This window comes from Pedobacter sp. WC2501 (assembly GCF_052682415.1).
This window is the reverse complement of the sequence record NZ_JBQZFI010000001.1, coordinates 1,688,633-1,704,284: the sequence shown is the minus strand read 5'-3', so window position 1 is coordinate 1,704,284 and position 15,652 is coordinate 1,688,633. Positions and strand designations below refer to the sequence as shown.

Genomic DNA, 15,652 nt, shown 5'->3' with positions numbered 1-15,652 from the left:
CTAATTTTCAAGAACTAAATCAATTCCCTCTTCAGCATAAATTCTTTGGCATTTGCAAAACTGAGGAAAAGTTCATCAGCAATTTTCAGTTTTTGATGTGCCTGTACATTGTTCTGAATGGCGTAACAGGTTATGCCCGCTGCAAGAGCAGACTTTACTCCATTCAGGGTGTCTTCAAAAACGATGCATTCTTCTTTCGCTATACCTAATCGCTCTACACAAAGATTGTAACTTTCGGGATCAGGTTTTGATTTGCTCACATCTGTTCTGGTAATAAACAAACTGAAATATTTAGCCAAACCATTACGTTCAAAAACCGCTTCAACATCAATTTTCGGACTGGCTGTAACCACCGCTAGTGTAAGCCCTTTTTCGTAAGCAAACTGCACAAATTCTAAGGCATAAGGCATTAATTCAATATCCGTCGTTCTAAAACCATCGAAAGTTATCTTCTCTCTTCTATTGATGAAGTCTTCTAACTCTTCTTTGATTTCATACCGGTCTATAATCGTTTTTGCATTTTTCGGCAGCGGAATCCCCGCATAATTGCTTAACCAATCTTTAAATTCGATATTCACATTATAGGGGCATAAAAAGGTATTCCAACAATCGAAATGAAATTTCTCCGAATCAATTAATGTACCGTCTAAATCGAAAAGCAGGGCTTTTATTTTATTCATTATAAATTTTTAACTGAAATTAGCTTATGGGATGATCTCGAAAAGGAAAAACTGCTGTACCTGCGATTTTCCAAAATTATTATCTACACAAAATATCAAAGAATGGTGTCCGTTTGCAAGTTTTGGACCAAAAGTTACCCCTTCAAAATTATCGATGTGCCTGTTTAAGGTATCAAAATCGAAAAGTAGTTTTTTACTAAGCGGCTTTGGTGGATTTTTAAGGAAAGATTCATTATCAATCTCATTTTCTGCACCGTTCAAATCAACCAGGTAAAGTTTTAAAAAAGCATGGTCATCGTGCCCTTTTGCCCAGGCCCTTTCCATAACCAAAAGTGTGTGATTATTAATGGCTAGTATTTCCGAAATTCCATTTACATTCCAGTCATTGTCTACTGTAGGTTTAACAGGTAAAGCGCCAAGGTTGTAGGCATATTGCGCAACATTCTTTTTAGTCGCTACATCAAACTTTAAAATCCGCGTTAAGGCTTTATCATATTCAAAAGCAGCCTGGAGGCCATCCTGGTAAAGTGGCTCTTCTAAACTGGCATACAATGTTTTGTACTGATCAGCATAGGTTAATCCTTCAAACAATGCATTTTTTCGTGGACCGCTCTCTGTTTTGGTAAAGTGAAAACCTTTTGGCAGCGGAATGGTATCTAAAAATTTTCCGGTGGTAGAAATAAAAGTTAAACTGGGTTGAACAATGGTAGTATCACCGTTTTTAAACAACCTTTCTCCTTCGCTGCTCCAGATCAATTGTTTGGTAACCGGATTATAACGGACGGACTCCCCATCTGGCTTCAGACTTTTATCCGTGCCATACTTGGGATATTGTTTTCCGTTTTCCTGTAAGAGGTACGTAACTCCTGTAATTCTGACGGTATCGATTTTATTTTCTTTGAGATCAATCTGTGCAGTGTAAATCCTTGCCGGACTAAATTGCGACGGATCATCACTGATCAGATAATACAGGTTCTTTTTTGCATCATAATCAATCCCCGACAAACCACCAACAACCGTATTTTGGAAAATCGGATTTAAGGGCATAATGTATTCATCCAGAAACTTTATAGACGAAACACTAGTTTCATGTTGCTTAACTGCAGCATACTTAGTGGCAGAACAAGATGAAAGAACAATGGCAAGAACTGAATAAACGAAGAAGAGCTGCGATACAGGTTTCAAATCGAAATGTTTAAGCCGTAAAAATATAGAATTTTGGCTACTCACAATATTTCATACTGAATTTATTTCAATACGTGGCTTTTCACATCACTACGGGTCAAAGTCTTCTCGTGGCAATTTTCCCCAATTAGAAACTCAGTGGCGTTGGATATTCCGATCTGACAAAATTGAATACAGATACTGAAACAAGTTCAGTATGACGTACAGCGAGAATTAAACGAAACAGTCGGATGATAACATCCAACTGCACATTTACTGGAACTATACGTGGTGTCAGATGTTACCATCTGACACTTATTAAACTAAGGTTAAAACAACTTACCAATAACGCGGTAAGTAACATTCGTTCCGTCAACTATTTCTTCGTAATAAACATCATCAGGTGAAACAAAATATTTTTCGTTTTTAATTGTCACTTCTCTGCATCCTTCAGGCAATTGGTTAATAATATCACCTATATTATGCGTATCACCCGAACCATCTGTCGTATTTAAAACGCCATCTTTTCCAGCCACTACATATACAGTTTTACCATCGGCATTTTCTTTTTGGGTATAATAAACGCCTTTGTATTCGTAATAATCAACCCCATTAATAGTTACCTGATTGGCATCAGATGGTAAATTCGGAACTTCAGCACCAACTGGTGGCGTTACCACTTCGTATTGATCGTTATTTTGTTGATAGAACAATCCACCAGAATAATAAAACTGGTTTGGACCATAATAAAATGGATAATAGCCATAAGGCAATACACCGATCCTAAAACCTAAAAATGGTCTGTAAAAATTGTAATAACTGTAGTATGGCCTGTAATAGGGCCTTCCGTAACCAAATCTGTAACCATAACCTGGTCTACCATATCCCGGACGATAACCTGGCCTGTTATAACCATAACTTGGTCTGCCAGAACGCATACCTGCAGAAAAGCCCCCTCTGCCTGGCGCGCGCATAGATGGCTGACGGGAAATAGAACCACCACCTCTTGATGAGCCAATTGAGCCCGATCTGCCCCCGCCGAAAGAACCACCTCCTCCTCCACTCCTACTTGGCCGCTGTGCAGAAACACTTTCGATACTCAAGGTTGCGATCATCGCTGCTGCAGCGAAAACAACCAATCCTTTATTTAATAACCTGTTCATTTTTTTATGTTTAATTCGATTATCAATATGACGGTTAAAATTCTTAAAAGATTATCCCTTAACAAGATTTAACTAAATTTTGATAAATTAATGACGAAGACAGCGTTATAAATATCAGTTTCTATGAAATATGCCAACTAAAGAACAAAATGCCTCATCCATTCCCCATTTTTGATTATTTACTACCAAGACACAAAGTTCTTTTTGCACACCAGGCTTCTTACCTCGGTCTTCCAACTTTCGGACTATTCCATTATCCATCATACCTCATACTAACAAACCTTTTACGGGCTATTTTTTCTAATCAATCTCCAATCACCTATATTTAAATTTTATTTCCTAAAAACCAGCTTAAATGAACCTTACCAGAATTTTCAGTCTTTTATTTTGTCTGTTTATTTCTAATGAATTAATGGCTCAACAAACCGATTCGGCTTATGTGAGAGAAAACTACACCAAAATAGAACGTCAGATCCCGATGCGTGATGGAGTTAAGTTATTCACTTCCATTTATATACCCAAAAATCAATCCAAAAAATATCCATTTTTAATAAACCGTACGCCTTATACTGTTGCCCCTTACGGCGAGGATAAATATAAGCTTAGCCTCGGCAATTTCCCGGCCATGATGCGCGAAGGATTTATTTTTGTTTACCAGGATGTACGCGGCCGCTGGATGAGTGAGGGGACTTTTGCCGATATCCGCCCTCAACTAGCTGGTAAAAAATCTAAAACCGCTATTGATGAGAGTACAGATACTTACGATACCATTGATTGGTTGATTAAAAACATAAAAGGCAACAATGGTAACGCCGGTATTTATGGCATTTCGTACCCTGGTTTTTATTCTACCACCTCATTGCCAAATGCGCACCCGGCGCTAAAGGCAGTTTCTCCACAGGCGCCGGTTACTGATTGGTTTATGGGTGATGATTTCCACCATCGTGGTACATTATTCCTTATGGATGCTTTCAGTTTTATGGGCAGTTTTGGTGTGCCGAGGCCTAAACCGATTACACCAGATCAAGGACCTAAAGGTTTTCAATTCCCCATTCAGGACAATTATCGTTTTTATTTGGAAGCCGGATCAGTTAAAAACCTTAAAGACCGTTATTTCGCCGATAATATTAAATTCTGGAATGATTTATTTAAACATCCCAACTTAGATACTTTCTGGAAAGCACGTTTAATTACCCCGCATTTAACCAATGTAAAACCTGCGGTAATGGTAGTGGGTGGCTTTTTTGATGCAGAAGATGCCTATGGAACGTTTGACACTTACAAAGCGATCGAGAAACAGAATCCTGGCGCCAATAATATCCTGGTTGCAGGCCCATGGTTCCATGGCGGCTGGGTGCGTAGTGATGGTTCCTACTTCGGCGACATCCCTTTCGGAAAAACCACCAGCATCGATTATCAGCAACAGTACGAGCTGCCTTTCTTTAAACATTATTTAAAAGGCGAAGGCGATTTTAATGCTGCAGAAGCCAACATTTTTGTAACCGGAAGCAACGAATGGAAAAAATTCAACACCTGGCCTCCACAAGAAGCTGAAAGCAAAAACCTGTATTTACAGCCAAACGGAAAACTCAGTTTTGAGAAAGTGGGCAGAACCGATAGCTGGGACGAATATGTGAGTGACCCGAATAATCCTGTACCTTACCAGGATGGAATTCAGGCCAAACGTACCCGCGAGTACATGATCGACGATCAGCGCTTTGCCGCACGACGCCCGGATGTTAAAACCTATCAGACTGATGCCCTAACAGAAGATATTACCCTAACCGGACCAGTGCTGGCCAATCTTGTGGTATCCACCACCGGCACAGATGCCGATTATGTAGTTAAACTGATTGATGTTTACCCTGAAGATGCGCCAAATCCAGAGCCTAACCCTAAAAACCTGATAATGGGCGGGTATGAAATGTTGGTTCGTGGAGAAATTATGCGTGGAAAATACCGGAACAGTTTCGAAAAACCTGAAGCTTTTGTTCCTGGCGCAATCACCAAAGTAAATTATCCGCTGCCAGATATCGCGCATACCTTTAAAAAAGGACATAAAATCATGATCCAGATTCAAAATTCATGGTTCCCTTTGGCTGATCGCAATCCGCAGAAATTTATGGATATTTACCAGGCAGAGCCACAGGACTTTCAAAAAGCAACACACAAAATTTATCACGATGTACACAACAGCTCGTTCATTACTGTTTCGGTGTTAAAATAAATGTTCAGTGCGTCATCCGCCCCGGTTCGTGTCCACACGGGTTAACGCCGCCTTGGTTCGTGTCACCACGAACCAAATACATAAATAACTTACTTATTCTAAAAAATGAAATACTTTAAACTCATCATTATCCTGCTTTCAGCCTCTTCTGCTTTTGCGCAAAGCGACACAGGATATCCAAAAACAAATTACACCAAAAAAGAAGTCTACATCCCAATGCGCGATGGCACCAAACTTTTTACGGCCATTTATACCCCAAAAGATGCCTCAAAGGATAAAAAATATCCGATGATGATGCAGCGCACCTGTTATAGTGTTGCCCCTTACGGCGAAGACAAATTTCCGGCGCGTTTAGGCCCATCAGAACTGATGATGAAAGAAGGTTATATCGTGGTGATGCAGGATGTACGCGGCCGCTGGAAAAGTGAAGGTATATGGACCAACATGACACCTGTAATCGATAATAAAAAATCAAAGAAAGATGTTGATGAAGGATCAGACACTTATGATACCATCGATTGGCTGGTTAAAAATGTGGCCAATAACAATGGCAAAGTGGGTCAGTGGGGCATTTCTTATCCAGGTTTTTATACCGCAGCCGGCATTTTAAGCAATCATCCTGCACTAAAAGCATCCTCGCCACAAGCCCCGATTTCCGATTTCTTTTTTGATGATTTCCACCACAACGGATCGTTTTTACAGAGTTATTTCATGACCTTTCCGGTATTTGGCGTGCAGAAAACGGATACAACTTCTAAAGCCTGGTACAACAACCAGTTAATTCTACCAAAAACAAAAGACGGCTATCAGTTTGCTTTAGACTTAGGTCCTTTAACCAATGCCGACAAATATTACAAGGATAATTTTTTCTGGCAAGAAACCATTAACCACCCAAACTACGATGAGTTTTGGCAAAAACGTGGGTTATTAAAACATTACAATACCATTAAACCTGCGGTGATGTTAGTTGGCGGATGGTACGATGCAGAAGATTTATCAGGACCATTAAACATTTACAAAACCATCGAAAAGAAAAACCCTAATGCTTATAATACAATCGTGATGGGACCATTCGGACATGGCAGATGGAGTCGCGAAACCGGCCATACCATGCACAGCAATGTTTATTTCGGCGATAGCATTGCTACTTTTTACCAAAAAGAAATTGAAGCTAAATTTTTTAACCATTTCTTAAAGGGCAATGGAGATAAAAACTCAGGCCTGCCCGAAGCGTATATGTTTGATACCGGAAAAAAACAATGGGAAACTTTTAGCAAATGGCCGGCAGAAAAAGCAGGCAAACAAAAATTATACCTGGGTGCCGATGGTAAACTAAGCATGACCGCTCCATCAGCAGCTGCTTCTGTTAACTACATTAGTGATCCTTTAAAACCAGTTCCTTATACAGAAGATTTAACCACTACATTGGGTTTTACCCCGCATAATTACATGAGCGAAGATCAACGTTTTGCAGGCAGAAGGCCAGATGTTTTGGTGTACCAAACTGATGTATTGGATAACGATATTACATTGGGTGGCGAAATCATGTCGCACCTTAAAATCGCCTCTACTGGTACAGATGCCGATTTTATTGTCAAGCTGATCGATGTGTATCCAGCCGATGAACCTAACAATCCTTATATGCCAAACAAGAACATTACCCTGAGCAATTACTGGCAAATGGTACGTTCAGAAGTAATGCCGGCCCGTTTTCGCAATAGCTTTGAAAAACCGGAGGCTTTGGTCGCCAATCAAAAAACAGCTGTAAACTTCCAGTTGCAGGATGTATTGCACACCTTTAAAAAAGGCCACCGGATCATGATCCAGGTGCAGAGCACAGCTTTCCCCTTATTTGCCCGTAATCCACAAAAATTTGTAGAAAACCCCTATAAAGCAACTGAAGCAGATTATATTAAAGCCACACAAACGGTTTTTAATGATAGTTTTATCGAAGTTGACGTGATAAAATAAGCTCAAGCTCTTTTCCAAACTAGCGTATAATAATTAATCGTTTTTAACGATCATAAAAAACTTCAATGCCTCGGTTCGTGTCCCCACGAACCGAAAGCGTTGGTAAACCAATAAAACAAATGAAAAAACTATTTATCCTTTTTGCACTTGCTTTCAGTATTCCGGCTACACATGCACAAATGCTGGCTAAAAACCAGGTAAACTCCCGGGCCGATAGCCTCCGTGGAACACTTACTACTTTACGTACCTGTTACGATATTAACTATTACCACTTAGATGTAAAAATCGATATTGATCAGAAGTCCATCATCGGAAGCAATGAATTTGCCTTCACCGCTACGCAGGATTTTAATAAATTACAGTTCGATCTTTTTGACAACCTCAAAGTAGAAAAAGTAGTGTATAAGGGTACTGATTTACCTTTTACCAGGGAGTATAATGCTGTTTTTGTAACCTTCCCTAAAGCAGTTAAAAAAGGGAGCAAAGATAAATTCACGGTTTTTTATTCGGGTAACCCTACTGTGGCCAAAACTCCACCCTGGGATGGTGGCTTTATCTTTAAAAAAGACGCAGCAGGCAATCCTTTTGTTTCTGTGGCCTGCCAGGGTTTAGGTGCAAGTGTATGGTGGCCAAATAAAGATCACCAGAGCGATGAGGTAGATAGTATGCTCATCAGCATTACTGTTCCTAAAACTTTACAGGAAATATCTAACGGAAGGCTGAGAAATACGGTAGATAAACCCGATGGTTACAAACAATACAATTGGTTTGTCGCTAACCCCATCAACAACTACGATGTAACCTTTTATATTGGCAAATATGCCCACTGGCAAGACAGTTATGATGGCGAAAATGGCAAACTCAGTATTGATTACTGGGCGCTACAAACGGATAGCGCCAAAGCCCGCCCGCATTGGGATGCCGATGTTAAACCCATGCTAAAATGTTTCGAATATTGGTTCGGCCCTTACCCATGGTACAAAGATGGCTACAAACTGGTTCAGGCACCACATTTAGGTATGGAACATCAAAGTGCAGTAGCTTATGGCAATCAATTTAAACCAGGTTATCTGGGTAAAGATTTAAGCGGCACCGGCCATGGTTTAAAATGGGATTTCATCACCATCCATGAGAGTGGCCACGAATGGTTCGGGAATAGCATCACCTCAAAAGATATTGCCGATATGTGGATTCATGAAGGTTTTACTAATTATTCGGAAGTGTTGTTTACTGAATGTAGCGAGAACAAAGCGGCTGCAAACGAGTATGTAATCGGATTACAGAAAATTATCCAAAACGATATTCCGGTGATTGGCCCTTACGGTGTAAACAAAGAGGGTTCTGGCGATATGTATCCAAAGGGCGCAAACCTGGTCAGTATCATCCGTCAGCTCATTAACAACGACGAGAAATTCAGACAGGTTCTCCGCGGATTAAACAGAACTTTTTATCATCAAACCGTAACTTCTGCCCAGATCGAAAATTACATTGCTAAAGAAAGCGGGCTGAAACTGGATAAAGTTTTCGATCAGTATTTACGTTATACCAAAATCCCGGTTCTGGAATATAAAATTGATAATGGCAACCTTTCTTACCGTTGGGTAACCGATGTTAAAGGTTTCGATATGCCTGTACGTGTAACCTTAAAAACTGGAGCCTATACTTTAATTAAACCCACAAACGATTGGAAAACAATTAAGGTAGATGCCAGTATAAATACAGATAACTTTAAACAGGATCCGCTGTTCTATGTTAACCTCAAAAAAGGTTAATCCTGGCCCAGACTTACGAAGTTTCCCTGGCCCGATAGTTCAGCTAACTTCGTAAGTCGGCCACCAAAGATAATTTTAAACTTGTGCAACTTTTCTTAAAAACAACCGTCTTATAAGAAAAGCTCATCTAAAAAATAAAATCTATACCCATGAAAAAAGTATTTGCAATATTATTGGCATCACTTACATTAACCTCTAGTATTAATGTAATTGCTAAAGATCAGATCAGCATCAGCACTTCAAAAAACAATGGTGACGACAGAGAGGTAAAAAATTTCAACGGCGTTGCTACAGCAGGCCCCATAAATGTAATTGTAACTTTGGGGAATAGCGAAAGTTGTCGTTTAGAAGGTGATGCAGATGCATTAGCTTCAATAGTTACCGAAGTAAAAGGCCGTGTTTTGGTCATCCGTCCGCAAACCAGCATTACCAGCTGGTCCAGAAAATACGAAGGTAAAAAAATCACAGCTTATGTATCAGTCAGAGAATTGGCAAGTTTAACTGTTAGCGGTGATGGAAGTTTAACCGTAAATGGAAAAATCAGCACAGGCAGTCTAACCACCACCGTAAGCGGTTCTGGTAACATTAAAGCAACAGCCGATGTAGATGATTATAGTGGAGTAATTAGTGGTTCAGGATCCATAAACATCACTGGCGGTGCCGATCGCACTAAGGTGGTAATAAGCAGTTCAGGTACATTTGCCGGTAAATCTTTTTCAACAAAAACATTAAATAGTACCATTAGCGGATCAGGAACCGTAAATATTGCCGTTAGCGAAAGCATCAGGGCTGTAATAAGCGGATCAGGAAACGTAAATTATTCTGGTAATCCAACTGTCGACAAAACCGTTATTGGCTCAGGTGGAGTAAGGAAAATGTAAAATCAGATTCATCATCATACAAGGAATGCCCCGAAGAAATTTGGGGCATTTTTTTTTTGCACTTCATTCCCCTCGCCATGGTTCGTATCTTCACGAACCACAATTGCAAACTCTAAAAATGAATTACTGCTCTGCCCACTTAGCTCCGGTTGAAGTGGTACCTATACAACGAACGAGGTACGAGGATTGAAACGTACAAGCGTAAAACGGGAAGAAACATAATGTTATGCACTAGCCCTGCGATCCACACAAAAAAGATTGATTTTGTAAGATGGAAATGGACTTACAGTAGTTCTTGGCGGTCTTCAGCCATGCTTTTCATTTCAAGTCCTTGCTACGCTTTGGGCTTTCCATTCCAATCAGGTTTAGGAACAGAGGCTTGTACCCTGCAAACCTTAAAATTGAATTACTGCTCTGCCTACCTAGCCTCGGCTGAAGTGTTAACCCTAATGTCATTATTTAAAGCCATTGGAACAGGTGAAAATAATTTAACCACAGATAAAAAGGATGCACACAGATATAAAAATCCGTGTTTATCTGTGTGCATCTGTGGTTAAAAACCTTAACTTAATGACATTTAGCGGTACACTGCAGCAACGAGGTACGAGGAAGCAAGGGTTACAAGCGTAAAACGGGACAAAACTTATTGTTTTGCGCAAGCACTGCGCTCCAAAAAAATGTTTTCTTTAGCACACAAAAAACATATTGATCTGTTTTTGCTTTGAAACAATTATCTTCGTTTATCTACACCTCACCCATGAAAAAAACATTTTTAGCCTTTTTATTAATCAGTACGATCAGCCTTGCTTATGCGCAGGATCAAACGCTCGATAAAAAATACCGCCCGGTAGTTACTGGCTTTGTAAATGCCGTTAAAAGCGGAAATATAGAAAAGCTGAGTAGCAAAATCAAATACCCTTTAAACAGAACATATCCTATTCCGCCCATTAAAAATAAACAGGAATTTGTAAAGCGATACAAAGAAGTTTTTGATGATAATTTAACCAAAAAGATTATTAATTCTAAGGTTGAAACCGATTGGAATGACGTTGGCTGGCGAGGCATTATGTTGCTAAACGGAGAACTATGGCTTGATACGGACGGGAAATTAATTGCCGTTAATCACCAATCGAGGTTAGAAGCCAAAGAACAGGCCAGATTGATAAATGTTGAAAAAAGCAGCCTTCACCCCTCAATCAGCAATTTTGCACAACCAGTTCTTGTTTTCGAAACGGCTCAGTACCGGATCAGGATTGATGACCTTGGCAACAACAATTACCGCTATGCCTCATGGCCGGTAAAAAGTAAAATGAGCGATAAGCCCAAATTAATTTTAACCAATGGCAAATTTACACCCGATGGTAGCGGTGGAAACCACAATTACCAATTTAAAAGCGGCGACCGTTTATACACCTGTTTCATCACCGTGATGGGCGAAAAAGGTGCTCCTCCTGCTCAATTGGTTATTAGTAAAGATGGAAAAGAAATACTATCACAACCTGCGAAAAAAATCACTCTTTAATTAAAATAGATGCTTACCGAAACACTAAAAAAACTTTTTAACCGTGATCTTACCAGGCTAAAATCGGAAATCGAAGCTTACCAAAACGAGGCGAATCTTTGGCGTATAGATTGCAACATTGCAAATTCGGCCGGGAACCTTTGCCTGCACCTCGTGGGTAACCTGAATACTTACATCGGTGCGACCTTAGGGGGTACCGGTTATGTCCGGAACCGAGAACTGGAATTTTCTTTAAAAGATATTCCGAAACAAGAGTTGATTAAAATGATTGAAGCAACTATAAGCGTTGTTAAAGAAGCTTTGGATCGGGTAAGCAACGAGCAGATGGATGGCGAGTATCCAATACTGGTATTTGAAGAAAAAACATCTACTGAATTTTTACTCGTTCACCTCACCACACATTTAACTTATCACCTGGGGCAGATTAATTACCATAGAAGGCTGTTGGATGTTTAATTTAATTCTTCAGCAATGAAAATTCCTCACAGCCTGTAGCTGCAATAAAAATACGCTGTAATCTATAGTGATCTTTTATAAAATAAATTATCCCTAAGAATGACAAGCTAGATCATGTGAAATTCTCCGTGCCTTCTGTGTTTACGTGGCAAAGGCACCCAAAACAATAAAGGAGGCTTAAGCCTCCTTCAACATTTTAAAACTGAACCCCTATCAGCCACATATTTTCAATGTAATTAATCTTCTGGCTGGCATGATCATACTCATCCCATCCTGTGGTATGCACATTGGTTAAATTGGTAGCGCCAAATTTGGTTGTATTCTGTAAATAAACATTTTTCCAAACATAAAACTTAAGTCCGATTTTAGCCGAAACGCCATATCCAGAAATATTCCAGTGATTGTTTCTGCCTAAACCAAATAAACGTACGTCAGAACGTGGTACCATGATTCCACCACCTAAACCCGTTTCTAAAGTTAACGAAGTATTCCCACCAGGTGCTACCCAGATATCATCATAACGTTCTACTTCAATATTGGCATAGTTAAAACCATCGGTATGCTCATAAGTGAGCATGCTTTCTTTAACATTTACAAGTTGTCCATTATAATCGCCTGCCAATGCGCCAGTAGCTACATTTTGAGGCGTAATATTAGCTCCGATATGTCCGGTAACGGCAACAGTTTGTGGAATATCCATTACATATTTCATGTGGTCCCAGCCAATAGAAATACTATAATTATCTTTGATAAAATACCCTACACGGATATTGTACTGCGGTACAGTGATTAAACCCGGATTTAAATAAGCCCAGCTTAGCTTCGATTGTCTATCGTGTGCAACAACATCCTTTAAAGTAAAATCGTAGTTGGGGCCTTGAAACCTGATATCACTTTTTCCATACCACGAACTGTTGTATCCCCAGTGGAAAAAGAAATCGCCTTTACGCGAAAAATTTCTTTTGTGCTCCGGGTTAAACAAACTTTTCGAAGTTGGCGTATGGTCTGTTGTTGAGCTTTGAACCTCTTGTGCCTGCATCCGCTTGCCAAACAAGAGCGCTAAAAATAGAATGGTAATTTTTTTCACGCGGCAAATTGAGCAAAAAGACCAATCATTTACAACAGGTTTAACATTTCGCCATAGTTGTTATACAAAAAATGACTTTAAAACATTAAAACCTGGTATAAATGGCCAGCTGAACAATGTTATTTATCGTATTATTTGAAACACCATGTGTACCCTGGTTCATGTACCCGGCTTCCAGGTCAAACTGCTTCGAAAAACGATAACCCGCAGCAAAGTACAACCTGTTTTGATCGAAAACGCTATTGTTGATTTTAGCCTTATTCTGAAGATTTAAAAACACCTCGTTCTGTAAAGCCAAAAATGCCCCCTTTGTAAACGTTGGCTGAGTTTTTTGCAAAGGCTGGACTAACCTTACGAAATAACGAAAGCGCTGCGAAAACACATCTTCACCCGAACGACCGATAAAACGTTGTTCTAACCTAATCCTGTGACTGGCAAATACCGAGCTGATTTTATGATTGTAAATGTACTGTTCAAAAATACGGTGTTCGTGAAACAGATTGTTATTGCCGCCTGTCAGATTCATATCAGTAGTTTGCCACAAATAACCTAAAGCTACATTATGTTTGTCGTTAATAAAATATTGCAGCGCAGGCCGCACCAAAGTATTTCTCACATAACTCCAATCGTCGGCTGAACGAACCTGAACATCAAATTGCAATCCCCATTTATCATTAAATTTAGTGTTATTTAAAAACATAAACCAACCCGAGTTTTGATGTTGGGTTTGTGCATATAGCTTTCCAGCAGCCATGATGAGAATCATCGTGGCAGATACTAATATTTTTTTCATAAAAAGATAAACCGGTTTTACCTGTGTGGCGCTAAATTAATAGAATTATAGCAAAATTAAAGAAGAGTTGTTAAATAGTTAGAAAGTCGGAGGTCCGGAGTCCGAAGTCTCATTTAATAATCCCTATAAGCCCAACTTTGTGTTCTTTGTGTCTTTGTGGTTAATTAGTCCGAAAGTCAGAGGTTCGGAGTCCGAAGTCTCATTTAATAATCCCTATAAGCCCAACTTTGTATTCTTTGTGTCTTTGTGGTTAATTAGTCCGAAAGTCAGAGGTCCGGAGTCCGAAGTCTCATTTAATAATCCCTATAAGCCCAACTTTGTGTTCTTTGTGTCTTTGTGGTTAATTAGTCCGAAAGTCAGAGGTCCGGAGTCCGAAGTCTAATCGCCAAATAAAAATGCTTAGTAACTATACCTCTGTGCTCTCTGTGCCTTTTCTCCCTTACCTCGTTGTTAAAAATTATACCAATCTCATCTACTTCTTTGCGAAAACCTTTGCGATCATTGCAGTTAAAAATAAATTTCATTTAACGTTAAGCGATTAAAAATTTATCTTCGTTAAAGATTTGGGCATTAAGACATCTTAAATTGCGCTTATTTTAACATTACAAAACGTAAAATAGAACAAAAATGATTATCGAACCTAGAATGAGGGGCTTTATCTGTTTAACCGCACACCCTGATGGCTGCGCGCAAAACGTAAAGAATCAAATTGAATATGTAAAATCTAAAGGAGCTATAGATGGTCCTAAAAAAGTATTGGTAATTGGTGCATCAACCGGTTTTGGTTTAGCGTCCCGCATTACTGCTGCTTATGGATCAGGGGCTGCTACAATTGGCGTATTTTTCGAAAAGGCACCTTCTGAAGGTAAAACAGCATCACCAGGCTGGTACAATAGTGCAGCTTTTGAAAAAGAAGCACATGCAGCTGGTTTATATGCAAAAAGTATAAATGGTGATGCATTTTCTAAAGAAATAAAAGAAAAAACTTTAGCAACGATTAAAGCCGATTTAGGTCAGGTTGATTTGGTGATTTATAGCCTTGCCTCTCCGGTAAGAAAACATCCCGATACAGAAGTATTACACCGGTCAACTTTAAAACCTATCGGAGGAACCTACACCAATAAAACGGTCGATTTCCACACGGGTAATGTGAGCGAAATTTCTATCGAGCCTGCTACGGAAGAAGATATTGCAAACACTGTAGCTGTAATGGGTGGCGAAGATTGGGCCATGTGGATTGATGCCCTAAAAGCAGAAAACCTGCTTGCAGAAGGTGCAACAACAGTAGCATATTCTTACATAGGCCCTGCTTTAACCGAGCCGGTATACCGTAAAGGAACCATTGGCCGGGCTAAAGATGATTTAGAAGCTACTGCATTTACAATAGCCGATAAATTAAAGGATATTGATGGTAAAGCTTATGTATCGGTTAATAAAGCATTGGTTACACAGGCGAGTTCTGCAATTCCGGTTATTCCGCTTTACATTTCATTGTTATATAAAGTGATGAAGGCTGAAGGCGTTCATGAAGGTACTATCGAGCAGATCCAACGTTTATATGCTGACCGCTTATACACCGGCAATCCTGTTCCTGTTGATGAAAAAGGAAGAATCAGAATTGATGATTGGGAAATGCGTGAAGATATCCAGGCTAAAGTTGCCGAACTCTGGAAAGAAGCTACTACCGAAACGCTACCAGCAATAGGTGATTTACCAGGTTACAGAGCTGATTTCTTAAGCTTATTTGGCTTTGAAATTGATAAAGTTGATTATCAAAAAGATGCCCAGGAAGTAGTGGAAATTGAAGGTTTAGTAAACTAACTCATCACGTCATTTCGACTGAAGTGCAACGGAATGGAGAAATCTATTACCTAGCCTAAATAATATAATCACTTACAAACGGCTGGCTTCAAAGCCGGCCGTTTTTTATTTCCTA

The 15,652-nt window shown here is 39.6% G+C and carries 12 protein-coding genes; 7 read left to right on the top strand and 5 right to left on the bottom strand.

Annotated features, from left to right (window positions below; genetic code table 11):
• Positions 1-14: 14 nt before the first annotated feature.
• The 3 genes from ACUN24_RS07400 to ACUN24_RS07390 all read right to left on the bottom strand — a co-directional run bounded on the left by ACUN24_RS07400 (position 15) and on the right by ACUN24_RS07390 (position 3,007).
• Positions 15-680 carry an HAD family hydrolase gene (locus tag ACUN24_RS07400; RefSeq protein ID WP_445561908.1) on the bottom strand — a complete coding sequence of 222 codons (666 nt, stop codon included), beginning with the start codon at positions 678-680 and terminating at the stop codon, positions 15-17.
• A gap of 24 nt (positions 681-704) precedes the next feature.
• Positions 705-1,865 (bottom strand): esterase-like activity of phytase family protein, encoded by a 1,161-nt coding sequence (locus ACUN24_RS07395; RefSeq protein WP_445561907.1) that lies wholly within the window; start codon positions 1,863-1,865, stop codon positions 705-707.
• 308 nt (positions 1,866-2,173) lie between these two features.
• Complete coding sequence (locus ACUN24_RS07390) at positions 2,174-3,007, bottom strand: DUF6515 family protein (protein ID WP_445561906.1); 834 nt, start codon at positions 3,005-3,007, stop codon at positions 2,174-2,176.
• Between the two features lie 355 nt (positions 3,008-3,362).
• Between ACUN24_RS07390 and ACUN24_RS07385 the strand changes: the two genes are divergently transcribed.
• The 6 genes from ACUN24_RS07385 (at position 3,363) to ACUN24_RS07360 (ending at position 11,836) form a co-directional block, all read left to right on the top strand.
• Positions 3,363-5,234 (top strand): CocE/NonD family hydrolase, encoded by a 1,872-nt coding sequence (locus ACUN24_RS07385; RefSeq protein ID WP_445561905.1) that lies wholly within the window; start codon positions 3,363-3,365, stop codon positions 5,232-5,234.
• A 105-nt stretch (positions 5,235-5,339) separates the two neighbouring features.
• Complete coding sequence (locus tag ACUN24_RS07380; protein ID WP_445561904.1) at positions 5,340-7,205, top strand: CocE/NonD family hydrolase; 1,866 nt, start codon at positions 5,340-5,342, stop codon at positions 7,203-7,205.
• Positions 7,206-7,324: 119 nt separating this feature from the next.
• Positions 7,325-8,977 (top strand): M1 family metallopeptidase, encoded by a 1,653-nt coding sequence (locus ACUN24_RS07375; protein ID WP_445561903.1) that lies wholly within the window; start codon positions 7,325-7,327, stop codon positions 8,975-8,977.
• 149 nt (positions 8,978-9,126) lie between these two features.
• The gene (locus ACUN24_RS07370; protein WP_445561902.1) at positions 9,127-9,858 is read left to right on the top strand and encodes a head GIN domain-containing protein; all 732 of its coding nucleotides are present in this window, start codon (positions 9,127-9,129) and stop codon (positions 9,856-9,858) included.
• A 757-nt stretch (positions 9,859-10,615) separates the two neighbouring features.
• Complete coding sequence (locus tag ACUN24_RS07365; protein ID WP_445561901.1) at positions 10,616-11,380, top strand: hypothetical protein; 765 nt, start codon at positions 10,616-10,618, stop codon at positions 11,378-11,380.
• 9 nt (positions 11,381-11,389) lie between these two features.
• The gene (locus ACUN24_RS07360; RefSeq protein ID WP_445561900.1) at positions 11,390-11,836 is read left to right on the top strand and encodes a DinB family protein; all 447 of its coding nucleotides are present in this window, start codon (positions 11,390-11,392) and stop codon (positions 11,834-11,836) included.
• A gap of 196 nt (positions 11,837-12,032) precedes the next feature.
• Here the strand turns inward: ACUN24_RS07360 and ACUN24_RS07355 are convergent, their stop codons facing one another.
• Both ACUN24_RS07355 and ACUN24_RS07350 read right to left on the bottom strand, forming a co-directional pair.
• The gene (locus ACUN24_RS07355) at positions 12,033-12,923 is read right to left on the bottom strand and encodes a hypothetical protein (protein WP_445561899.1); all 891 of its coding nucleotides are present in this window, start codon (positions 12,921-12,923) and stop codon (positions 12,033-12,035) included.
• 85 nt (positions 12,924-13,008) lie between these two features.
• The gene (locus ACUN24_RS07350) at positions 13,009-13,716 is read right to left on the bottom strand and encodes a DUF2490 domain-containing protein (RefSeq protein WP_445561898.1); all 708 of its coding nucleotides are present in this window, start codon (positions 13,714-13,716) and stop codon (positions 13,009-13,011) included.
• Positions 13,717-14,343: 627 nt separating this feature from the next.
• On the opposite strand from ACUN24_RS07350, the gene fabV reads away from it, so the two are divergent.
• Positions 14,344-15,537 carry an enoyl-ACP reductase FabV gene (gene fabV / locus ACUN24_RS07345; RefSeq protein WP_445561897.1) on the top strand — a complete coding sequence of 398 codons (1,194 nt, stop codon included), beginning with the start codon at positions 14,344-14,346 and terminating at the stop codon, positions 15,535-15,537.
• Positions 15,538-15,652 lie beyond the last annotated feature (115 nt).